The sequence below is a fragment of the Micromonospora sp. CPCC 205561 genome (assembly GCF_036906775.1).
GTDB lineage: Bacteria > Actinomycetota > Actinomycetes > Mycobacteriales > Micromonosporaceae > Micromonospora.
This window is the reverse complement of the sequence record NZ_JBAKHV010000012.1, coordinates 1-22,387: the sequence shown is the minus strand read 5'-3', so window position 1 is coordinate 22,387 and position 22,387 is coordinate 1. Positions and strand designations below refer to the sequence as shown.

Sequence of the window (22,387 nt, the reverse complement as noted above, 5' to 3'; positions counted from 1 at the left end):
GTGACCAACCGAGCGTCTACGGCTCCCTGCCTTCCCTGCGGCACGCGCCGGTTGCGGCACCGCCGTTCGTCCGGGCGACCGCTGCGACTCCTGTGGACGCCCTCCGGCGTGGTCGTCGGTCCCGGCGGGCGTCACGTCGGCGTGGCCGTCTCCTCCCGGTGGCGCGTATGCCGGCGTGCCGTTCTCCTCCCGGCGGACCGCGTGCTCCGGACGTGGCCGTTCTGCCGGAGACGGTCGCGTCCCGGGCGGCCGCTGTCCCGCGGGTCGACATCCGGCCCGTCCGGCGCGTGGCCGCCTTCGAAGTGCCGCACTCCGGTCTGCCCGGGAGCCGTGCCTGCCAAGCTGCCGCTCTCTGCCCTGTCCCCCGGGGTCCGCCTTCCGGCATTGGCCGTGTCCGGGCCTGGCCGTGGCGTGATCCCATGAGTTCGGGCTGCCGGCTTCGGGAGGGCCGCCTCCCGGGGCGCCGCAAGCCGGTCGTTCGCCGACGCCCGAGCGGTTGAACGGTCGGTTCTCGACCCGCACCGATACCGTCGCGTCGTTGCTCCCACCCGGCGCCCCCGGCCGACGTGGAGCGCGCCGACCAGGAGGCGCCAGGGGCGCTGCGATCGAGCGCCCGGCTCCCAGTCAGGGTGCCGCCTCCTGCCGCCCTTCAGCGGGCTCAGGGACGGGTGTCGAGGGGCTTCGTGTCCAGGCCGGCACTCGCGCCGAAGCGCCTCCCGGTCGGCAAGCACCACGTACGGTGGCTCGGCGGGTGCGGCTCCGCGTCGACAACTTCTCGCCGGTTTCACGTGGACCGAGGAGCATCGGAATCCTGGGTGACGCGTCTCGTTCGAGCTTCGGCTGGAGCCGTAGCGCAGTGCTCCCTCCTTGAGGGCCGTGCCGTCTCGGGCAGCCGTTGCTGCACCGCGGAGGCGCTCGTCGGGGCGTTCGCGGATCGGGACGGGCTGGCCGAGGAACCACCAGGCGCCTAGGCGCCTGGTTTCACGTGAAACCTGTCCTCCGGTCGCCACGAGTTTGCGGACGACGAGCGGCGCCACGGCCCGATTCCCTGGCTCCGCGTCACGGCCGGTGGGCCAGGCGGCTGACATCTCCGACGCGTTGCTGGAGAACAGGGAGTTCCCCTCCGGCGGTCCCCGGCTGGCGGCGGCACGCGTGGCTGACGGGGCGCTCTCCGATGTCGCCGTCCCACGAAGAGAGGCAAGGTGAGGGTGCACTCCGTGGCGCTACGGCCGTTTCACGTGAAACCACATCCGTCGGCCTCGCCGACATCCACGGGAGCCCCGAAAGTTATCCACAGCGGTTATCCACAGGGGCACCCTGTTTCACGTGAAACCCCGCGTGGAACAGGGTGCCAGCCTGTGGATGACGGTACGTGTCCGGCCTCTCATCCGCCTGTGGATGCCTGTGGACAACCTCATCCGCCGCGCCTCACCGCAGCTCCGGCGGTCCCGTCCGCTGGGGCGTTCGGGTAGGGACAGCGGTGCCGGAACCGGTTAGTGTCAGCGTCGTGCACGACACCCCTCCCTCTGTTCCGGACTTCACCCAGTGGCCGTCCTTCCCCTTCGAGGGCGACCTTCGCGTCAAGAAGCTCGATGATCCGGTCCCGGTCGAACCGCCACGCAAGGGCGAGGGGCATCGGGAATGCACGGCCTGCAATGCGCCTGACGACGCCTACATCTGGGTGGGCGAGCGATGGCGCGTACGAGCCATGGACCGCCCCACCGGGCTGCCGATGGTGCTGATCCTGGAATCCCGCACGCACCTGGATCTCGGCGACCTGCCGAACCTCCTCGCCGCCGAGTTGGGCGTGATGACCGTGCGTCTGGAGCGGGCGATCCGCTCCCTCGACGGGGTCGCCCGAGTGCACGTCAACCGTTGGGGCGACGGCTCGGCTCACCTGCACATGTGGTTCCTCGCCCGACCCCACGGGCAACTCCAGCTGCGGGGGACCTTCCTCTCCCTGTGGGACTCCATCCTGCCGCCCATTTCGGAGGCGCAGTGGCGAGAGAATCTCGCCATGGTCGCCGCCTGGCTGGCGGAGTTCGGTGGCCGGCCGTTGGCGGAGCCGCCGCGCATCAAGTGGCAGGCGCCCTCCAGCTTCACGGGGCAGCCCGCCCCGGAGGGCGATGAATTCCCGCCGGGTGAGGCTGTGTCGGTGATCGAGTCGGCCGAGGAGACCCCGCCGGCGCAGGAGCCGGGCATCGCGACGACCGCAGACGGCGATCGCTCCGACGACTGACCCGACCCGGGCGGGCAGCCGCCGCGGATTTACCGGCGACCGCCCGTGTCGCGTCGGAAACAGCTGGCGGAACAGCGTGGCGGAGAGCGTGGCGGAGAGCGTGGCGGAATCAGCGCGCCGGAAGGCGAGGCGCAACGAGCGCGGCGGAACGGTGCCGCGCTCAGCGGTGGCGGGCCGCCGCGCGCGCCACCAGGGCGCCGACCATCCTGCCGAAGTCCAGGCCGGCCGCCTGGACGGCGAGCGGCAGCAGAGAGGTCTCTGTCATCCCCGGCGAGACGTTGGCCTCCAGGACGTGCGGCTGCCCGGTCGAATCGACGATCAGGTCGACGCGGCTGAGGTCCCGCAGGCCCAGCGCGGCGTGCGCGGCCAGGGCGACGTCGGCGACCGCGTCGGCCACCTGCGGTTCCAGCCGCGCGGGCGTGTGCCAGGTGGTCCGGCCGGCGGTGTAGCGGGCGGCGTAGTCGTACACCCCGTTGCGGGGCACGATCTCCACCGCGGGCAGGGCGCGCGGCCCGTCGCCCAGGTCGACCACGGAGACGGCCACGTCCATGCCGGGCACGTAGCGCTCGACGAGGGCCGTGGGGTCGTACGCGAAACAGCCGACCATCGCGGCGGGCAGGGACGCGGCGTCCCGGACCACGGCGGCGCCCAGCCCCGAACCGCCCTGGGCGGGCTTCACCATGAGCGGCAGCCCCAGCCGGTCGACGATCCGGTCCAGCACCGCCACGGCGCCCAGCTCCGAGAAGCGGTCGTGCGGGAGGGCGACCCAGTCCGGGGTGGGGATGCCCGCCTCGCGGAGGACCGCCTTCGCGGAGGGCTTGTCCCAGGCGAGCCGCGACGCGCGGGCGTCGCACCCCACGTACGGAATGCCGCAGAGGTCGAGCACGCCGCGCAGCGACCCGTCCTCGCCGGTGGCGCCGTGCAGGGCGATCACGACGGCGTCCGGCGGGTCGGCGGTCAGGGCCGGCAGCAGCGCCACGTCGGCGTCCCGCAGCTCGGCGTCCATGCCGACGGCGCGCAGCGCGTCGAGCACCCGGCGGCCGGACCGCAGCGACACGTCGCGTTCGTAGGAGAGCCCGCCGGCGAGCACCAGCACCCGCAGGTCGGCGGTGACGGCGGAGTCGGTCACGACGGAACGGTCGGCAGCGGTGGGAGCCATGCCGGAATCATGCCAAGTCGGGTCCCGGCGTGTCCGAGCCGGCCTGCCCGCGCCGCGCCCCCGGGCGGCCGACCGCCCCGAACACCCGCCGCGTGGCGATGTCCTGCTCCATCACGCCGGCCAGCCGGCGCACCCCCTCGCGGATCCGCTCCGGAGACGGGAACGAGAAGTTGAGCCGCATGTTGCCGCTGCCCGTGCCGTCGGCGTAGAAGCCGGTGCCCGGCACGTACGCCACCCGGGCGGCGATGGCCCGCGGCATCATCGCCTTCGAGTCGAGGCCCTCGGGCAGGGTCGCCCAGACGAAGAGACCGCCGGCCGGCGTCGTCCAGGTCGTGCCGGCGGGCATCAGGTCGTCGAGCGCGGCGAGCATGGCGTCGCGTCGCTCCCGGTAGACCTCGCGGTAGACCTTGAGCTGCTCCCGCCAGGGCATCGTGCCGAGGTAGGTGGAGACGGCAGCCTGCGCGTAGCCGCTCGGGCAGAGGATCTGCGCCTCGCTGGCGATCACCAGCTTGTCGCGCACGGCGTGCGGCGCGAGGATCCAGCCGACCCGCAGGCCCGGAGCGAAGGTCTTGGAGAAGGTGCTCAGGTAGAAGACCCCGTCGCGGCGTCGCGCGCGCAGCGGCGCCGGCGCATCCCCGGCGAAACCCAGCTGGCCGTACGGGTCGTCCTCGATCACGAGCAGGCCGGCGCGCTCGCAGATGTCGAGCACCCGCTCACGCCGCTCCTCGGTCAGCGTCACGCCGGTCGGGTTCTGGTAGGTCGGGATCGTGTAGAGGAACTTGACCCGCCGCCCGGCGCGCGCCTGCTCGGCGATGGCCGCCTCCAACGCCTCCGGGATCAGCCCCTCGTCGTCCATCGCCACGTGCGCCACCTGCGCCTGGGCGGCCTGGAACACCCCGAGCGCGCCGACGTAGGTCGGGCCCTCGGCGAGCACCACGTCACCCGGGTCGAGGAAGAGCCGGGCCACCAGGTCGAGGGCCTGCTGCCCGCCCACGGTGACCACCACGTCGTCGGGGGAGGCGCCGCAGGCGGCGTCGATGCCGGAGAGCGCCATCACCTCGCAGATCCGCTCGCGCAGCTCCGGGGTGCCCTGGCCGATGCCGTACTGGAGGGTGGTGACGCCGTGCTCCGCACCGAGCCGGCCGAGCATCTCGCCGACCGCGTCGAGCGGTAGCGCGGCGATGTAGGGGGCGCCGCCGGCGAGCGACACCACCTCCGGCCGGCTGGCCACGGCGAAGAGTGCGCGGATCTCCGAGGCGGTCATGCCCCGCACGCGCCGGGCGTACCGGTCGGTGTAGTCGTCGAGCGTCGTGCCGGTCATGACATCACCTCGATGGCTGCTCGGGTGGCTCCGCCCCGCGTACCCGGGACGCCGGCGACCATGGCGACGCGGGACGCCGGTGTCGATCCTAGTCGCCGGCGGGCAGGACGCCACCGTGACGACGACGGGCGTCCACATCGCGGACCCGGTCGGCGCCTCGGAGGGAGGGGCATTCGCGCGTCCCCTCCCGCGGCGTCCGATTGCGGCGTACGATCGCTCGTCGGGGGCAGGAAGGCGGCCTTGTCGTTCCGTGCCGGTCTCACCTCCGAGCCTAATGTGGGGATGCACGAATGTCGCGACGTCTGGTCAGCTTGACCCTCGACACCCTGGAGGACCTGCCCCGCCCGTGCCGGCAGTGTGTCTACTGGGAGCTTGATCCGGTTTCTGCGGACCGGGCCTGCGCCACCGGCGACCCGGGGCTGGAGAAGGAGGCCTGGGTCTCTCAGACGCTGCTGGAGTGGGGTTCCTGCGGCAAGCTCGTATACGTCGACGGCATGGCGGCCGGGTTCGTGCTCTATGCCCCGCCGGCCTACGTGCCCCGCTCGATGGCGTTCCCCACCTCGCCGGTCTCCGCCGACGCGGCGCTGCTGATGACGGCCAACGTGGTGCCCGCCTTCGCGGGCGGCGGACTGGGCCGGATGCTGGTGCAGGGCGTCGCCCGCGATCTCACCAAGCGGGGCATCAAGGCGATCGAGGCCTTCGGCGACGCCAAGTTCGGTGACGCGGCCGACCCGGCCGGGGCCTGCGTCGCACCGGCCGACTTCTTCCTCTCCGTGGGCTTCAAGACGGTCCGCCCGCACCCGCGCTTCCCGCGCCTGCGGCTGGAGTTGCGTACCGCGCTGAGCTGGAAGTCCGACGTCGAGTACGCGCTGGAGAAGCTGCTCGGCTCGATGAGCCCCGAGACGCTGCTCCGCCCGGTCCGGCCGGCCCCGGCCACCCGCACGTCCGCCGGCTGACGCCGCGTCGGCGCGTCCGGCCAGGCGCGTGCCGGCCGGGGAACCTGTGGCGGCCGGCAGGCGGCGGCTCAGTCCACCACCGTGCCGGCGGCCACCACCGCCCGCAGTTCGCTCACGTCGATCGAGCCGGTGGGCACGTCGCGCTCGACGGGGAAGTACATCCGCTGCACGGCGGCCACGACGGCCTCGACCACCCGGTCGCGGAACCGGGGATCGGTCAGCCGGGCCCGGTCGCCGGGCGAGGTGAGGTAGCCGACCTCCACCCGTACGGCTGGCATGCGGGTGAGCCGGAGCAGGTCCCAGGCCTTGGCGTGCGTACGGCAGTCGCGCAGCCCGGTGCGCGCGACGATCTCCCGCTGTACCAGCCCGGCCAGCCGCTCCCCGGTCGCCGAGGTCACCCCGTTGTCGGTGCCGTAGTGGTAGGTCGCCACCCCCTCGGCCTCCGGGTTGTCGTGCCCGTCGAGGTGCAGGGAGATGAAGACGTCGGCGCCGAGCGAGTTGGCCAGCTCGGCCCGGCCGACGTCCGGCAGGCACTCCTCGGGGGCCGGCCCACGGGTGAGCTGGACCCGGACCCCGGAGGCGGCCAGCCTGCCCTCCAACCGACTGGCCAGGTCGTGCACCAGGTCCGCCTCCGTCCAGCGCAGCCGCCCGTCCGGCACCACCACGCCCGGGTCGGTGCCCCCGTGCCCGGGATCGATGACGACGGTGCGGCCCACCAGCGTCGGGCCGGACTGGCGGATGGCGTCGGACTCGCGCAGCCACTGGGGCCGCCCGCCGACGACCTTGCGGCCGAGCCGGCGCAGCGCGTTCATGGTGTGCGGCCCGCACGAGCCGTCGGGAGTCAGCCCGACCTCGCGCTGGAACTGCGCCACCGCCCGGGAGGTACGTACGCCGTAGATGGCGTCGGCGCGCCCGACGTCGTACCCCATCTCCAGCAGCCGCTCCTGGAGCGAGCGGACGTCCTCGCCGGTGAGCGGCTCGGGGACCGCGTGGTAGAGCGTGCGCGCGCCGAGCCGCCAGCGTGCGGCGTCCAGGGCCCGCCAGGTCTCGGCGCCGACCCGACCGTCCACGCTGAGCCCTCGGGACTGCTGGAAGGCGCGCACGGCGCGCTCGGTGTGCGCGTCGAACTCGTCGGCGTCCGGCGTCGCCGGAGGGAGCAGGTCGAGGCCGGTCAGCACCGTACGGATCTCCGTCACCGCGGGTCCCCGGTCACCGGGTCGGATCGGACGCACGCACGACCCCCTCTGCGCGGACGGTTGCTGGCCGGGCGGCCCCGGCTTGAGGTTATGCGGTTCCGCGGCTCCAGGTGCGGCGCGCCGGGAAAAAGACGTCGACCCCGTGCCCGGGCGGACCGGGGACGGGGTCGACGCGTGTCCGCGCTGTTCAGAGAGCCGATTCGATGAGCTTGACCAGCTCGCCCTTCGGCTTGGCGCCGGCGATCGACTGCACCGGCTCGCCGTTCTTGAAGACGGTGAGGGTCGGGACCGACATCACCCGGTAGGCGCGGGCGGTCTCCGGGTTCTCGTCGATGTTCAGCTTGACGATCGTCACCTGGTCGCCCATCTCACCGGCGATCTCTTCCAGCAGCGGCGACACCTTGCGGCACGGACCGCACCACTCGGCCCAGAAGTCCACCAGAACCGGCTTGTCGGACTTCAGTACGTCGGCGGCGAAACTCGCGTCGGTGACCGGCTTCGTTGCTCCCACTATGACCCTCCTCCGGGTGTGTTCGGTTGTTCAGCCCTGCAGCGTGGCGATGAAGCGCTCGGCGTCCAGCGCGGCGGCACAGCCCGTACCGGCGGCGGTGATCGCCTGCCGGTAGGTGTGGTCCACCAGGTCACCGGCGGCGAAGACGCCGGGCACGCTGGTCCGGGTGCTGGGCGCCTCGACCTTGACGTAGCCCTCGTCGTCCATCTCGACCTGCCCCCGGAAGAGCTCGCTGCGCGGGTCGTGACCGATGGCCACGAAGACGCCGGTGACGTCGAGGACCTTGGCCTCGCCGGTGTGCGTGTTGCGTACGCGCACCCCCGAGACCTTGCCGTCGTTGCCGAGGATCTCCTCGACCACGGTGTTCCACTCGACCTTGATCTTGTCGTTGCCCAGCGCCCGCTCGGCCATGATCTTGCTGGCCCGGAAGGAGTCCCGGCGGTGGATGATGGTGACGGAGTCGGCGAACCGGGTGAGGAAGCTGGCCTCCTCCATCGCCGAGTCGCCGCCGCCCACCACCACGATGTGCTGGTTGCGGAAGAAGAAGCCGTCGCAGGTCGCGCAGGACGAGACGCCGTGGCCGAGGTACTCCTGCTCGCCGGGGACCCCGAGCGGGCGCCACGCGGAGCCGGTGGAGAGGATCACGGCCCTGGCCCGGTACGCGGTCTGACCCACCCAGACGGTGCTGACGGCGTCGGAGCCCAGGCTGCCGGTGTCCTTCAGCTCGACCCGCGTCACGTCGTCGGTGAGGAACTCCGCGCCGAACCGCTCGGCCTGCTTGCGCATGTTGTCCATCAGCTCGGGACCGAGGATGCCGTCGGCGAAACCGGGGAAGTTCTCCACCTCGGTGGTCGTCATCAGCGCACCGCCGGACTGCACGCCCTCGATGATGAGCGGTTTGAGGTTGGCGCGCGCCGCGTAGACCGCCGCCGTGTAACCGGCGGGCCCGGAGCCGATGATGATCAGGTTGCGGACCTCGTCCACTGCCGTCTCCCGATTGTGTTGTTCGTCATCGGCGCGCACCGATGCCGATCCGGTGCCGACGCCCCTCGCGGTGCCGGCAGTCTGATGTGCAGAACGTCATCGTACGAACCGGGAATTCCCGAGCCGGTCAGCCGGTGGGTCAGGTCACGTGGACGGGCAACCGCCCGGTGACCGCGAATTCACCCTACCCGCGTGCGGTAGCGGCTGTCCGAGCCGGACCCGGGGACACCGCATTCCGGCCCGGTCGCCCAGGCCCAGGTCGCTCCGGTGGCGTCGGTGAAGCGCACGACCAGCGCGGGCCGGCCCTGGAACCGGGCGTAGTCGACCACCTCGACCACCAGCGGCCCGCTGCCGTGCTCGGCCGTGATGGCGGCGATGCAGGCGTCCAGCGCGACGGGAGCGGTGAGCCGGTCGAGGCCGGTCGCGGAGCCGGGCACCCGCCCGCGCTCCGCCTCGACGTCGGGCTGCCCGCCGGGCGAGGCGGCGGTGGGACGCAGCGACTTCGGCGCTGCGGGAAGGTCGGTCAGGGAGCGCGGGGAGTAGTCCTTGCCGCTGCGCACCGACGGCTCGCCGTGGACCCGGAACGGCGTGCCGAGGACGGGACCGGTGCTCTCCCGGCTCCCCGGGGCGGACAACGCGTTGTCCGCGGCCCCGTCGCCCCGCTGGTCTCCGGTGAGCTGGCCGATACCGAGCCCGACCGCCGCGATCGACGCCGCGGCGACCGCGACGGGCCCGGCCAGCCGCGTCCAGCGGCGTCGCCGTCGGCCCGGCCCGGTGCTCCGGCCGCCGGACTCCGACCGGGGTACGCCGGCGGGACGTCGCCCGGAACCGCCGAGCGGCTGGGCCGGCACCGCGCCGACGCCCGTCCTGCCCGCTGACGGCCCGGCATCGTGTCCCGGCTCGGAGTGGTCCGGCTCGGAGTCGATCGCGGTGGGGTCGGCGGGACCGGTGGCGTGGGACAGGGCGGCGACGATCCGGTCGGCGACGTCCGCCGGCATCTCGGGTGCGGGTGAGCCCCAGGCGGCCAGGCCGGCGCCGACGTCCGCCATGGCCGGGGCCAGCAGCGCGTACGCCTGCGCCCAGGCCGGGTCCTCGTCGACCAGCCGGGCGACGACCTCCTCCTCCGGGGTGCCGTCCAGCGCCCCACCGAGGTAGTCGGCGAGCAGGTCGTGGTCGACCTCCCTGAACGCCCCGGCCGTCACGCGTCCTCCTGGTGGTTGTCCCGCCGGGATCGTCCCGACCCCGATCGGACGCCCTCGGGCGGCCCCGGGTTCCCTCGGGTGACGGCCGGCACGTCCGGGCCGGACGCGAGGCCCGACTCCGCCGGTCGCGGGGCGGGCTGCGGCACGGGTCGGGGGCGCAGGTGCCCGAGCTGCGTCGCCAGGCGGGCCCGGCCCCGGGCGCACCTGCTCTTGACCGTTCCCTCGGCCACCCCGAGGATCCGGGCCACCTCGGCGACCGGGTAGCCCTGCACGTCGACCAGGATCAGTGCCGCCCGCTGCTCGACCGGCAGCCCGGCGAGCGCCTGACGGACCACGAGCGCGGTGTCGTGGTCCTGCACGGGCGCCGCCGGTTCGACGCCTCCGGTGGCGAAGCCGGCGTCGTCCCGGACGCCGTCCGGCAGCGGCACGGTGGGATGCGACTGGCGGCGGCGGATGCGGTCCAGGCAGGCGTTCACCACGATGCGGTGCAGCCAGGTGGTGACCGCCGAGTCGCCCCGGAAGCGGGCGGCGGCCCGGTGCGCCGAGAGCAGCGCGTCCTGGAGGGCGTCGGCGGCTTCCTCGCGGTCGTTGAGGGTGCGCAGCGCCACCGCCCAGAGCCGGTCGCGGTGCCGGTGGAAGAGCTCGGCGAACGCGTCCCGGTCGCCGGCCACGTGGGCGTGCAGGAGGTCGAGGTCCGCCGAGCCGGGGGGTGGCACCGACGACGCGACCGGTGGGCCGCTCGCTCCGCCCACCGGTCCGCCGGTCGTCCGCTCCGCGCCCACGCCCGTCACCGCGTCCGGCGGGTGCGGCGCCCGGGGTACGGCTTCCGGCTCACGACCCCTGGACCGTGATCTCCTGGACGCCGAGCCTGTAGCCGCCGTCGCTCTCGGGCAGCTCGGTGATCCAGAACAGCAGGTAGCGGTACTTCTGGTCGGCGTTGAAGCCGTTGAAGGTCATCTTGGTGCCTTCGTGCTCCTCGAACGGCTGGCCGATCCGGGTCCGCTGATACTCGGCGACCAGCGTCTTGTCCCCGGACGAGGTGGAGGGCTGGTCGCTGGCGCCGGCGAGGAGCTGGGCGGACGCGCCCCGGGCGGAGAGGATCACCTGCACGGACTTGACGGTGCGCTGGCTGCCGAGGTCGATCCAGACCCCCATGCCCTTCTTCAGGTTGCCGAAGTTGGGCCGGTTCTCGTAGGTGTCGGTCTCCCAGCCCTCGTCCTCGTTGCCGTCGTGGACCTTCTCGGCGCCGTCCAGCTCGTCCCGGCTCTTGCTGTCCGGGTCGATGATCCGCGCCGTGCTGATCTTCAGTGGCCCGGCCGTGACGGCGGCCGGCGCGGCCTCGCCGACGGGCGCGTTCGACGAGGGCGCGGCGACCGGGCTGGGCTTCGGGTCGTCGCCGCCGCGCAGGGTGCTGATGCCGATCAGCAGGCCGACCAGGGCGACGGCCAGCAGGCCGGCGATGCCGATGGCGACCTTGCGCCCGCCGGCGGCCGCCAGCGGGGACGGCTCCTCGCCGGTCTCGGCCGCGAAGCGCAGCGGGCCGGCGTTCTCCAGGAACTGCTCGTCGGCCGGCACGTCCAGCCGGGCCAGCTCGGCCGCGAGCACGTCGGACGAGGGCGGCTCGATCTCGGCGTCGAGCAGGTCCATGGTGAGGTCGTCGAGGTACGCCGGCACGCCCGCCCGTACCTGCCGGGGGGCGGCGATCGTGCCGGCCGCGTCGCGTACGGCATCGGGGATGGCGGCCCGGCCGTGGCCGGCGGTGGCGCCGCGCAGCGGGGCCTCGGCGTGCGGCCAGTGGCCGGTCAGGGCGAAGTAGAGGACGCCACCGATGGCGCGGACGTCGCTCTGCTGGCTGTCGGCGCCGTCGGTGCGCGCGTCGGCCAGCACGACCCGGCCGTCATCGCTGATCATCACCGTGCCGGGGTGGACGTTGCCGTGCACCATGCCGGTGGCGTGCACCGCGGCGAGGGCGCTGGCGACGGCGTTGCCGATGGTGGTGGCGCGGGCCGGGTCCAGCGGGCCGTCGGCGATCAGCTCGCGCAGCGACTGCCCGTCGACCCACTCGCGCACCACGTACGCCCGCTCGGCCTCGTCGATCGCGTCGTAGACGCCGACCAGGTTGGGGTGGATCACGCGGCTGGCCGCGACGGCGCCCTGGAGCATCTCGGTGGCGGAATCGCCGCCCGGGTAGCGCAGCACGACCGCGACGGGGCGGCGCAGGATGACGTCGACCCCGCGCCAGACCAGCCGACCGGCGCTGTCGTTGTTGATGTGCTCGACCAGCTCGTAACGCTCGGCGAGGATCTCACCGGCCGTGGGAGCACCGAAGGTCATGACCTGAGGAGCGCTCTCCTCCGCCTCCTGACCCTCGCCGACCTGGGTCACCCGTCCTCCCTCGGTGATCGTGTCGATCGATGGACCCGCGCTGCTGGGCATGTGGCTTCCCGCTCTGCCTTCGAAGGAACAGGCCGACCGGTGTCGACGCGGAGCGTCGGCGCCTGCCGTACCCGTCGAGAGCGACCTTACCCGGGTTGGCCGTCTCCCCGACATGTCATCTTCGCGCCGCTCCCGGGTCGACCTGCCAGCAGGCGGTCGACTTGTCCGGTTGCGACCGTTGTCGGCCACGTTGCTGGCACATGTACTAGCCAATCTAGAGGTCGGCCACAAGCGGCGACCGGGAGGGCCCCGGGCTCCGGCGAACGCGCCGACGCCGTCGGGTTCCCCTCCGCCCGGGTCGCCATGCTCAGCCGTACGGTTGGTTATCCACAGGCCTTTTCGGTGCCTGAGCGGTGGATCGGGGAGTTATCCACAGGCGCATCCCCAGGCTGGTGATCCTCGTTCACAGAGCGTGCAGTCCGTCCGCCGCCGTCGCGCCGACGCCCGGAGGCGACCCGGTCAGCGGCCCAGCCGGCGCCGGACCATGCCCACGACCTCGGTGATCTCGCTGATCCGCAGGACGGTGGCCAGCCCGAGATAGGTCCCGCCGATCACCGCGCCGCCGACCACGAGCTGGACGATGGCCTGTACCCGGGTCGGCGTGTCGTCGCCGGGCAGCAGCTTGACCACGAGCAGGCCGACCAGCGCCGCGCCGAGCGCCGCCACCGCGACCCGCCCGCCGGTCCGCATGATCTCGCCGAGACCGATCCGGCCCACGCGGGGGCGTAGCAGCCAGGCGGAGGCGATCGCGGCGGCCAGGTAGGAGACGGCGTTGCCGATCATCATGCCGGCGCCGGCGAAGCTCGCCGAGAAGGCTACGAAGAGCACGATCTGCACCCCGATGCGCAGCGCCACCACCGGAATGTTGATCAGCGCCGGGGTGCGGGTGTCCGGCAGCGCGTAGAAGGCGAAGGTGAAGAGCTGGCTGACCGCGAACGGGACCAGGGCGAGCGCGGCGGCGAGCAGCACCACCGAGGTGGCGGTGGCGTTCTCCGCGTCGAAGGCGCCCCACCGGAACAGGGTGAACGCGATCGGGGTGGCGAGGACGGCGTAGCAGACGGCGATCGGCGCGAGCACCGCGGTGACCGTCCGGGTGCCCCGCGACAGGTCGGCGGCCAGGTCCGCGTAGCGGCCGTCGGCGGCGGCCGCGCTCATCCGGGGCATCAGCGCGGTGATGATCGAGACGGCGATGATGCCGTGCGCCGTCATCAGCAGCAGGAAGACGTTGTTGTAGATCAGCGGGCCGGCGGCGTTCTCCCGGCCGGCCCGGTTCAGCAGGTTGAAGAGCACGATCAGGCCGATCTGGCTGACCGCGACGTAGCAGAACATCCACGCCCCGAGCCGGCCCAGCTCGCGCAGGCCCAGCTCACGGAAGTCGAAGCGCAGCCTCCAGCGGAAGCCGACCTTGCGCAGCGCCGGCAGCAGGCCGGCGGCCTGGATGGCGACGCCGAGCAGGGTGCCGCCGCCGATCAGCAGGATCCGCCCGGTCGTCATCTCGTCCGGCTTGATGATGTCCGCGCCGAAGATCGCGATGTAGAGGCCGGCGGTGGCGATCACCACCAGGTTGTTCAGGATCGGCGCCCACATCGGGGCGGCGAAGTGCCCCCGGGTGTTCAGCACCGCGCTGATCAGCGCGCTGAGGCCGGAGAAGAAGATCATCGGCAGCATCAGGCGGGCCAACGACGTGACCAGCTTCGAATATTCGCCGGCCGACTCGCCGCTGCCGTAGAGCATCGTCAACCACGATGCCGACAGCACTGCCAACAACGCGGCCACGCCGAGCGCCAGCACCGCCAGGGTGAGCAGCCGCTGGGCGTACGCTTGGCCGCCGTCCGCGTCCGACTTGCGCCGGCGCACCAGCACCGGGACCAGCACGCTGGTGAGCACGCCGCCGAGCAGGAACTCGTAGACCATGCCGGGCAGGATCTGCGCGGTGGTGTAGGCGTCACCGACCAGCGCGCCACCGAGCGCCGCCGCGATCACCAGGTTGCGCAGGAAGCCCGTACCCCGGCTGACCAGGCTGCCGATCGCCATCACCGCGCTGTTGGTCGCGGCGCTGGCCTCGCCCACCTGCTCCTGCGGCGGCGCGGTCGACTCCAGCGCCGGCTGGTTGAGCGGCTCGGCGGAGATGAAGGTGGCGCCGTCCGACGGCCGGCCGGGCGCGGAACCGCCCTGGGCGGCGTTCGCGCTGCGGTAGAGACCGCCGCTCATTCTGTCGCCTCCAAGGCAGAGAGGTACGTCGGAGCCGGGGCACGGCCCGCACGTCACAGACGATAGTCAACGGCCACCCGTTACCCGCGCCCGGCGGACCACATCCCCGCCCGGACCGATAGGCTGGCGCTCCCATGTCCGAAGCCTCCGCTCCCCACGCCGCCGACCGCCGCGAACTCACCGCCGCACAGCGCAACGCCGTCGCCGAACTGCTCCGGGTCTCCCCGGTCGCCGACGAGTTGGGCCGCCGGTTCGCGCGGGCCGGCCACGAGCTGCACCTGGTGGGCGGTTCGGTCCGCGACGCCCTGCTCGGCCGCCTCGGCGACGACCTGGACTTCTGCACCGACGCGCATCCCGACGAGACCCTGCGCGTGGTACGCGGCTGGGCCGAGTCGATCTGGGAGACGGGCCGGGAGTTCGGCACCATCGGGTGCCAGCGCGACGGGTTGCGGCTGGAGATCACCACCTTCCGCGCCGAGTCCTACGACCAGGTCAGCCGGAACCCGGTCGTCGAGTACGGCACCGACCTCGCCGAGGACCTGCGGCGGCGCGACTTCACCATCAACGCGATGGCGGTCAGCCTGCCCGAGCACCGGTTCACCGATCCGCACGGCGGGCTGGACGACCTGGCCGCCAAGGTGATCCGCACCCCGGGCACCCCGGCCGAGTCCTTCGGCGACGACCCGCTGCGGATGCTGCGCGCGGCCCGGTTCGCCGCCCAGCTGGGCTTCGCGGTGCACCCCGAGGCGTACGCGGCGATGGTCGGCATGGCCGCCGATCTGGACCGGATCACCGCGGAGCGGGTCCGTGACGAGTTCACCAAGCTGCTCTGCGGCGCCGACCCCATCACCGGGCTGCGGCTGCTGGTCGACACCGGGCTCGCCGAGCGCTTCCTGCCGGAGCTGACCGGGCTCAAGCTGGAGATCGACGAGCACGCCCAGCACAAGGACGTCTACGAGCACACCCTCACCGTCGTGAGCAACGCCGTCTCGTACGAGACGGAGGGGCCGGACTTCGTCCTGCGGATGGCCGCGCTGATGCACGACGTGGGCAAGCCCGCCACCAAGGCGGTGGGCACGGACGGCCGGGTCAGCTTCCACCACCACGAGGTGGTCGGCGCCCGCCTCACCAAGGCCCGGATGAAGGCGATGCGGTACCCCAAGGAGATCACCTCCAAGGTGACCGCGCTGGTCGGGCTGCACCTGCGCTTCTACGGCTACGGCCGGGGCGAGTGGACCGACTCGGCGGTGCGCCGCTACGTCGCCGACGCCGGCGACCTGCTGCCGCGCCTGCACAAGCTGACCCGGTCGGACTGCACGACCCGCAACCGGCGCAAGGCGGCCCAGCTCGCCGCCGACTACGACGCGCTGGAGGAGCGGATCGCCCGGATCGCCGCCGAGGAGGACCTGGCGCGGGTCCGGCCCGACCTGGACGGCAACGCCATCATGGAGCTGCTGGGCGTGCCGCCGGGGCCCGTCGTCGGGCGCGCCTGGAAGCACCTCAAGGAGCTGCGGCTGGAACGCGGCCCGCTGGACCGCGACGAGGCCGAGGCGGAGCTGCGGCGCTGGGCCCGCGACGAGGGCATCACCGGGTAGTCCCGACGGTCGGCGGGGGAGGCGTACCGCGCGCCACGCCACACGGTCAGGGCGCCGCCCCGGAGGGGGACGGCGCCCTGTCGCGTCAGCGGACCGGGCCGCTGCCGATCGCGTCGCGTCAGCGGGCCTCGACCGCGGTGCCGTCGACCGACGGCTGGCCGTTGCCCGGGGTCGCCGACGCCGAGCCGAGCTTCGCCAGCAGGCCGGCCAGGTCGATGCCGGTGAGGTCGCTGCCGAGCTGGAGCCCCTGGGCCACGTTGCCGGCCACGGACTTGGTCAGCGAGGAGGCGCCGTCGGTGGAGATGACGGTCATCTTGTCGATCGCGCCGATCGGGGCGCTGGCCGCCTCGACCACCTGCGGCAGCACCTTGACCAGCAGATCCAGCACGGCCGCCTCGCCGTACGCCGCGAAGGCCTCGGCCTTGCGGGCCATCGCGTCGGCCTCGGCCTGACCCCTGGCCAGGATGGCCGCGGCCTCGGCCGTGCCCTCCCGCTCGACCGCCTCGGCGATCGCGGAGCGGCGGCGCTGCTCGGCCTCGCCCTCCTTGGCGCCCTCGATCGCGTTGGCCTCGGCCAGCGCGGCCCGGCGGGCCCGCTCGCCCTCACCGGTGAGGCGGGCCTGCTCGGCGGCGGCCTGGGCGGCGGCGATGACGGCCTGGCGCTGCGCGTCGGCGTTCAGCACGGCCGCGTTGCGGGACGCCTCGGCCTCCTGCTCCACCTTGTACCGGGCGGCGTCGGCCGGCTTGCGCACCTCGGTGTCGAGCTGGCGCTGCTTGAGTTCGGCGTTGCGCTCCGCGACCTTCTGCTGCTCGGAGAGGATCGCCTGGTCCCGCTCGGCCTGGGCGAGCGGCCCGGCGGCGGCGGACTTGGCCCGGGCCGCGTCGATCTCCGCCTGGATGGCGGCCTGCTTCAGCGACAGGTTCCGGTTGGCCTCGGCGATCGCCTCCTCGGCGAGCAGCCGCTCCTGCTCGGCCTGCTGCCGGGCCCGCGCCTCGGCGATGGCCGCGTCCTTGAGCACCCGGGCGGCCTCCGGCCGGCCGAGGTCCTGGAGGTAGGAACCCTCGGCCAGGATGTCCTGGAGCTGGAAGGTGTCCAGCACCAGACCCTGGTTGGTCATCGAGTGCTCGGCCTCCTCGGCGACCGCGCTGGCGAAGGCCGCCCGGTCCCGGATGACCTCCTCGACGGTGAGTCGGCCGACGATCGAGCGCAGCGCGCCGGCCAGCACCTCCCGGGTGAAGTCCTCGATCTCGTCCTGCTGGTGCAGGAAGCGCTGGGCGGCGGCGCGGATCGCGTCCTCGGTGCCGCCGACCTTGACGATCGCGACGCCGTGCAGGTCGGCGCGGATGCCCTGCTTGCTGACCGCGCCCTTGATGCCGACGTCGATCCGCCGGCTCGACAGGTCGAGCGACTGGAGCTTCTGCACCACGGGCAGGACGAAGACGGACGCGCCGAGCACGACCTTCTGCCCGGAGTTGTCGGTCGACCGGCCGCCGTCGGCGGTCTGGGTGGTGCGGCCCTTGCGGCCGGTGACGATGAACGCCTCGTTCGGCCCGGCGACCTTGATCCGGGAGAGCACGAAGAGCACGAGCACGAGGATGAGGAGGACCGCGCCGCCGATGGCGATGAGAAGGGGCATGTGACCGTCCTGTTTCTTGTGGGGGTTCAGTAGGTCTCGACGTGCACGCTGGTCTCGCTGAGCGCCTCGACCACGAAGATCTGGGCGCCGACCGCGATCGGTCGGTCGGCGCGGGCGTTGAGCTTGACCGGTTGGCCGGCCACCCGGACGCGGACCTCGCCGTAGCCGTCGGCCGGCACCGGGGTGACCACCAGGCCGAGCGCGCCGACCAGGTGGTGACGGGTGGGGGTGGGGTCGGTGCGCATGTCGCGGGCCGCCCGGCTCAGCCGGGACGCCGCCCAGGCGGTGGGTACCGCCGCGGCAACGCCGCCGGCCAGGGCCACCGCGATCATTCCGGGCGTACGCCCGCCGAGCAGCTCGTTGACGATCGCGGCACCGAAGCCGAGCGCTCCGGTGAACCCGGCGACCGCCTCCACCGACACCGGGCCGTCGAAGTCCGGATTGCCGAAGTGGAGCAGCTCGGCACCGAGCAGGGCCAGCGCGAGCACCGCGACGCCCGCACCGCCGATGATGAGAAAGATCAGCGTCCCCGTGGCCACGGCCCGCACGGTATCGGTGCCCCGCAACGCGCCGCCGCCGAAGCCGCTGGCGATCCGGCTCTCCGGCAGGACCGCGGCGACGCAGGCTCGGCGGCGCTCGGGCCGAGGGACGTGTCGGGCCGCCGGGGGATAATGGGCGGATGCGCTGGACCGTGCTCGACTCCCCGATCGGCGAGTTCTCCGTCGGCACCGACGGGACCCACGTCTGCCGGGCCCGCCTCGGCCGGGTCGAGGACGCCACCCAGGAGCCGGGCGACGACGCCGCCCGCCAGGCGATCGCGGAGCTTCGGGCGTACTTCGCCGGCGAGCTGACCGACTTCGCGGTGCCGCTGAAGGCGCCGGGCGGGTCGGAGTTCGAACGGGGCGTATGGCGCGAGATGAGCACCATCCCGTACGGCGAGACGCTCACCTACGGCGAGGTGGCCCGGCGGCTCGGTGACCGGGGTGCGGCCCGCGCGGTCGGGATGGCCTGCAACCGCAATCCGATCCCGGTGCTCGTGCCGTGTCACCGGATCGTCGGCGCGGGCGGCAAACTGGTCGGCTTCGGCGGCGGCCTGGACCGCAAGGTGAAGCTGCTGGAGTTGGAGGCCGGGGTCGCCCTGCGACACGCCTGGTCCTGATCCCGGGGCGGGCCGCCCGTCCCACCACCGGCCGGGTCAGCCCGGGGCGGGCAGGCAGCCGCCGTCGGCGATGCGCGCGCCGATCTCCACCGCGACGTCGCCCGGCCGGACGCTGCCGAAGACGCACGCCCGGCCGGTCCAGCCCGCGAAGATCAGCCCGTCGGCGGGGCCGAGGTCGAGTCGACCCGGTGGCCGCACGGTGACCTCGGTCAGCCCCGTAGCCACGATCGCGCGCCGGACGGCCTCCTGCCCGGGCTCGTCCCGACCGCCGGCGGACAGCAGGTTGAGGCTTCTCCTGACGTCCGCCGCGCAGGCCCGGGCACCGCTGGCCGCCTCCTCGTCGAGCGTGCCGCGCTGCCGGAAGGCGTCGTTGGTCGCCTGCTGGCGGCGGAACTCCTCCGCGCGGCGCTGCTCGTCGGTCAGCGGATGTCGGGTGCCGGGTGGACGCGACGTGGTCGCCGGGGCACCGCCACCGGGCCGGCCGACGTTCCCGGGGCGCGCGACCGGCGCCCCCGCCCTGACACAGTCGGCCTCGGCCGGCGCCGCGGAGGTGGCCGGACGGGCCGATGCCACGCCGCCTGCCGGTGCGGTGGCCGGATCGGTGCCCGGCGCCGCGCAGCCGACGAGGACCGGAAGGAACACCGCGCCGGCGACCGCCCCGATGACCCGTAGTGCCGCGCCGCGCGAGCCGCGGCGAGCGATGGATGCCACGTCGGTCAGCCTAACGGCAGGTCGCCGACCGCTCGACCCCGTGTGACGGCGATGGTCGTCGCGCGTACGGCTGCGGGGCCGGACGCGTCGAGGGCCGGGTCCCGTGGACCCGGCCCTCGACGGCGGTGCTGGTGGTCGCGCGTCAGCGCTCGACGTCACCGGCGATGAACGCCTCCACGGCGGCGTGCGCGTCGTGGTCGGCGTACTGCACCGGCGGGGACTTCATGAAGTACGACGAGGCCGACAGGATCGGGCCGCCGATCTTCCGGTCCAGCGCGATCTTCGCGGCGCGTACGGCGTCGATGATGACGCCGGCCGAGTTCGGCGAGTCCCAGACCTCGAGCTTGAGCTCGGCGTTGAGCGGGGTGTCGCCGAAGGAGCGCCCCTCCAGGCGGATGTACGCCCACTTGCGGTCGTCGAGCCACGGCACGTGGTCCGACGGGCCGATGTGCACGTCGCTCTTGCTCATCTCGTGCGGGATCTGCGAGGTGACCGACTGGGTCTTCGAGATCTTCTTCGAGACCAGGCGGTTGCGCTCCAGCATGTTCATGAAGTCCATGTTGCCGCCGAAGTTGAGCTGGTACGTGCGCAGCAGCTCGACGCCCCGGTCCTCGAACAGCTTCGCCAGCGCCCGGTGCACGATGGTGGCGCCGACCTGGCTCTTGATGTCGTCGCCGACGATCGGCAGGCCCGCGTCCTCGAACTTCTTGGCCCACTCCGGGTCGGAGGCGATGAAGACCGGAAGCGCGTTGACGAACGCGCAGCCGGCGTCGATCGCGGCCTGGGCGTAGAACTTGTCGGCCTGCTCGGAGCCGACCGGCAGGTACGAGACCACGACGTCGACCTGCGCGTCGCGCAGCGCCTGGGCGACGTCGACCGGCGTGGCGTCGGACTCCTCGACGATCTCGCGGTAGTACTGGCCCAGACCGTCGAAGGTCGGACCGCGCTGCACCGTGACGCCGGTCGGCGGCACGTCGCAGAGCTTGATGGTGTTGTTCTCGCTGGCGACGATCGCCTCGGCGAGGTCCATGCCCACCTTCTTGGCGTCCACGTCGAACGCCGCGACGAACTGCACGTCCGAGACGTGGTAGTCGCCGAAGGTGACGTGCATGAGACCCGGGACGCGGTCGTTCGGGTCGGCGTTCCGGTAGTACTCCACGCCCTGCACGAGGGACGAGGCGCAGTTACCCACACCGACGATGGCGACGCGGACGGAGCCCATAGCGTCTGCCTCCTTCTTCTTCATCACGGCCGCTCTGTCCTGGACTCTCCAGGCGGGGGCGGGCTGTTGTCTTCTCGTCGGCCGCCGGCCGTCCCGGTTTCCGGGACCGTCGGGGCACGGCCGGAGCGCTCGTTGGCGATGAGCTCCTCCAGCCAGCGGACCTCGCGCTCACAGGCGTCCAGGCCGTGGCGCTGCAGTTCCAGGGTGTAGGCGTCGAGACGCTCGGCCGCCCGGCCGAGCACGTCGCGAAGCCCTTCACGACGCTCCTCGATCTTCCGCCGGCGACCCTCCAGGATGCGCAGTCGGGTCGCCTGGTCGGTCCGGGCGAAGAACGCGAAGTGCACTCCGAAGCCCGTGTCGTCGTACGTCTCCGGCCCGGTCTGCGCGATCAGTTGGGCGAAGCGTTCCTTGCCCTCCGCGGTGATTTTGTAGACCACCCGACCTCGCCGGCTGGTCAACGCGGGGACCTCCTCGGCGGTGGTTGTCGCCTCGGCGGCCTCGGTGATCCATCCGGACGCCTGCAACCTGCGCAGGGTCGGGTAGAGCGAGCCGTAGCTGATCGCCGCCCGGATCGCACCGAGCTTGGCGGCCAACTCCTTGCGCAGCTCGTAGCCGTGCATCGGAGCCTCCTGGAGGAGGCCGAGGATGGCGAGCTCGAGCACGGGCCATCCCCTCTGTACCCTCGTCGCGGAGGCCATGACCGCCGCGATGTATCGGACCGATACATCGCACGCTAGCGGATCGTCTTGATCAGGGCAAATCCCCGTTCCGGGGTGTCGCGGTCACTCATCGTCACCGTGGTCGCCCCGTCGGGCGGGACCGCGTACCCTTCTCCGCATGCGTACGCAGCGCCAGGTTGTCGACTACTCGCTCCGGAAGCGAGCGGTGCTGCGTGAACTCCTCGCCGGCAGGGTCGGCACGTACGACGTCTGCGACGCGTCCCCGTACCTGAAGAACGCTGCCCGCTTCCACGGGGAACCGACCGACGAGCGGTGCCCCGTCTGCCGGAGCGAGAACCTCATCCACGTCCACTACATTTACGGCGACGAACTCAGGCAGTCCGCCGGCCAGGCCCGGACGCTGGCCGAGTTGCCGGTGCTGGCGATGACGGTGCGTGAGTTCCAGGTCTTCGTGGTGGAGGTGTGCCTCGGCTGTGACTGGAACCATCTCGTCGAGCAGTACCTGCTCGGCCGGGACGGGCTGGCCGGGGGGCCCGAGAGCGGGCCCGACCAGGAGGCGGCGGGCGGCACGGCCGCCCCGGGCGCCGGTGCGGCCGGTCGACGGAGGCGAGAGGCGCAAAGGTGATCTCCGCTCGATCGGCCGACCCCGGCCAGCACCCGTGGACCCGGGGTCACCGACGGATCGTTGGTCTGATTAGCCCGAATGATTCGCAAGTGGCGCCAGTCGACCGGCACGCGCGTGCCGCGGTGACGGGTGTCCCATCTCACGGCAAACCGATGGCGGCGCAGCGCCGCCCCATCGCAACGGCAGGGTGTGAGGAATGAACTCGTACGGCGATCCCAGTTCCCCGCGCGGGCGGGCCCAGATCCCGGGCCAGCAGGGCGAACCCGGCGGTGACGCCCGTGGGAGCGGCTGGTCGGCCGCACAGGACAGTACGGCACCCGCGGGGCGCGCCCCGGCCCCGCCCCAGGGCGCTGCCGGTGGGCGGGCCTCGGTGGGCGGCTCGGCGGCGGTGCCGCCGCGCGGCGGTTCGGGGTCCGTCGGCTCGGCCTCGGTCGGTTCGGCGTCCGTGGGCTCGGCCTCCGTCGGGCGGCCGGGCGCCGGCCGGGCCTCGGTGCCGGTCTCGCCGGCACCCGGCGCGGGTCGCGCGGGTGCGGGGCGCGCGTCG

18 protein-coding genes and 2 pseudogenes are annotated in these 22,387 nt (G+C 73.1%); 6 read left to right on the top strand and 14 right to left on the bottom strand.

Going from position 1 to position 22,387, the window contains the following annotated elements:
• Window positions 1-1,507: 1,507 nt before the first annotated feature.
• Window positions 1,508-2,116, top strand: a pseudogene (locus V6V16_RS09545) (hypothetical protein); the annotation flags it as partial.
• Between the two features lie 283 nt (window positions 2,117-2,399).
• Here V6V16_RS09545 and V6V16_RS09540 read toward each other — a convergent pair.
• On the bottom strand, window positions 2,400-3,398 hold the full coding sequence (locus V6V16_RS09540) for a D-alanine--D-alanine ligase family protein (protein ID WP_334561490.1): 999 nt from the start codon (window positions 3,396-3,398) through the stop codon (window positions 2,400-2,402).
• 7 nt (window positions 3,399-3,405) lie between these two features.
• Window positions 3,406-4,719, bottom strand: a complete 1,314-nt coding sequence (locus V6V16_RS09535; RefSeq protein ID WP_334561488.1) for an aminotransferase-like domain-containing protein — start codon at window positions 4,717-4,719, stop codon at window positions 3,406-3,408.
• A gap of 290 nt (window positions 4,720-5,009) precedes the next feature.
• On the opposite strand from V6V16_RS09535, the gene V6V16_RS09530 reads away from it, so the two are divergent.
• Window positions 5,010-5,675 carry a GNAT family N-acetyltransferase gene (locus V6V16_RS09530; RefSeq protein ID WP_334561487.1) on the top strand — a complete coding sequence of 222 codons (666 nt, stop codon included), beginning with the start codon at window positions 5,010-5,012 and terminating at the stop codon, window positions 5,673-5,675.
• Between the two features lie 68 nt (window positions 5,676-5,743).
• On the opposite strand, the gene V6V16_RS09525 is transcribed toward V6V16_RS09530, so the two are convergent.
• The 7 genes from V6V16_RS09525 to murJ all read right to left on the bottom strand — a co-directional run bounded on the left by V6V16_RS09525 (window position 5,744) and on the right by murJ (window position 14,215).
• The gene (locus V6V16_RS09525) at window positions 5,744-6,907 is read right to left on the bottom strand and encodes an N-acetylmuramoyl-L-alanine amidase (RefSeq protein ID WP_334561486.1); all 1,164 of its coding nucleotides are present in this window, start codon (window positions 6,905-6,907) and stop codon (window positions 5,744-5,746) included.
• 151 nt (window positions 6,908-7,058) lie between these two features.
• The gene (gene trxA / locus V6V16_RS09520; protein WP_334561485.1) at window positions 7,059-7,382 is read right to left on the bottom strand and encodes a thioredoxin; all 324 of its coding nucleotides are present in this window, start codon (window positions 7,380-7,382) and stop codon (window positions 7,059-7,061) included.
• Between the two features lie 30 nt (window positions 7,383-7,412).
• Complete coding sequence (gene trxB / locus V6V16_RS09515) at window positions 7,413-8,366, bottom strand: thioredoxin-disulfide reductase (protein WP_334561484.1); 954 nt, start codon at window positions 8,364-8,366, stop codon at window positions 7,413-7,415.
• Between the two features lie 179 nt (window positions 8,367-8,545).
• Window positions 8,546-9,568 (bottom strand): hypothetical protein, encoded by a 1,023-nt coding sequence (locus V6V16_RS09510; RefSeq protein WP_334561482.1) that lies wholly within the window; start codon window positions 9,566-9,568, stop codon window positions 8,546-8,548.
• Window positions 9,565-10,350, bottom strand: coding sequence for an RNA polymerase sigma factor SigM (sigM, locus tag V6V16_RS09505; RefSeq protein WP_442934057.1), 786 nt, complete (start codon window positions 10,348-10,350; stop codon window positions 9,565-9,567). The genes V6V16_RS09510 and sigM overlap by 4 nt, the downstream gene beginning before the upstream one ends.
• A gap of 49 nt (window positions 10,351-10,399) precedes the next feature.
• Window positions 10,400-12,004: a protein kinase family protein gene (locus tag V6V16_RS09500; protein ID WP_334561480.1), complete on the bottom strand. Its 1,605-nt coding sequence runs from the start codon at window positions 12,002-12,004 to the stop codon at window positions 10,400-10,402.
• A gap of 459 nt (window positions 12,005-12,463) precedes the next feature.
• Entirely contained in the window at window positions 12,464-14,215 is a 1,752-nt protein-coding gene (gene murJ / locus V6V16_RS09495) for a murein biosynthesis integral membrane protein MurJ (RefSeq protein WP_334561479.1), read from the bottom strand.
• Between the two features lie 134 nt (window positions 14,216-14,349).
• On the opposite strand from murJ, the gene V6V16_RS09490 reads away from it, so the two are divergent.
• Entirely contained in the window at window positions 14,350-15,810 is a 1,461-nt protein-coding gene (locus V6V16_RS09490; RefSeq protein ID WP_334561478.1) for a CCA tRNA nucleotidyltransferase, read from the top strand.
• A gap of 118 nt (window positions 15,811-15,928) precedes the next feature.
• Here the strand turns inward: V6V16_RS09490 and V6V16_RS09485 are convergent, their stop codons facing one another.
• Together V6V16_RS09485 and V6V16_RS09480 are read right to left on the bottom strand one after the other, a co-directional pair.
• A complete protein-coding gene (locus V6V16_RS09485; RefSeq protein WP_334561477.1) occupies window positions 15,929-17,446 on the bottom strand; it encodes a flotillin family protein in 1,518 nt (505 codons plus the stop codon).
• Between the two features lie 26 nt (window positions 17,447-17,472).
• Window positions 17,473-17,994, bottom strand: a complete 522-nt coding sequence (locus V6V16_RS09480) for a hypothetical protein (protein ID WP_334561583.1) — start codon at window positions 17,992-17,994, stop codon at window positions 17,473-17,475.
• A gap of 131 nt (window positions 17,995-18,125) precedes the next feature.
• Here V6V16_RS09480 and V6V16_RS09475 point away from each other — a divergent pair, with 131 nt between their 5' ends.
• Complete coding sequence (locus V6V16_RS09475) at window positions 18,126-18,605, top strand: methylated-DNA--[protein]-cysteine S-methyltransferase (RefSeq protein WP_334561476.1); 480 nt, start codon at window positions 18,126-18,128, stop codon at window positions 18,603-18,605.
• A gap of 36 nt (window positions 18,606-18,641) precedes the next feature.
• Here V6V16_RS09475 and V6V16_RS09470 read toward each other — a convergent pair whose 3' ends face one another.
• From V6V16_RS09470 to V6V16_RS09460, 3 genes are all read right to left on the bottom strand, one after another.
• A complete protein-coding gene (locus tag V6V16_RS09470; protein ID WP_334561474.1) occupies window positions 18,642-19,316 on the bottom strand; it encodes a hypothetical protein in 675 nt (224 codons plus the stop codon).
• A 142-nt stretch (window positions 19,317-19,458) separates the two neighbouring features.
• Window positions 19,459-20,538, bottom strand: coding sequence for an inositol-3-phosphate synthase (locus V6V16_RS09465; protein WP_334561472.1), 1,080 nt, complete (start codon window positions 20,536-20,538; stop codon window positions 19,459-19,461).
• A gap of 23 nt (window positions 20,539-20,561) precedes the next feature.
• A complete protein-coding gene (locus tag V6V16_RS09460; protein WP_334561470.1) occupies window positions 20,562-21,200 on the bottom strand; it encodes a PadR family transcriptional regulator in 639 nt (212 codons plus the stop codon).
• Window positions 21,201-21,375: 175 nt separating this feature from the next.
• Here V6V16_RS09460 and V6V16_RS09455 point away from each other — a divergent pair, with 175 nt between their 5' ends.
• Window positions 21,376-21,843 (top strand): DUF5318 domain-containing protein, encoded by a 468-nt coding sequence (locus V6V16_RS09455; protein ID WP_334561469.1) that lies wholly within the window; start codon window positions 21,376-21,378, stop codon window positions 21,841-21,843.
• Between the two features lie 196 nt (window positions 21,844-22,039).
• Window positions 22,040-22,387: pseudogene (locus V6V16_RS09450) on the top strand (transglycosylase domain-containing protein); the annotation flags it as partial.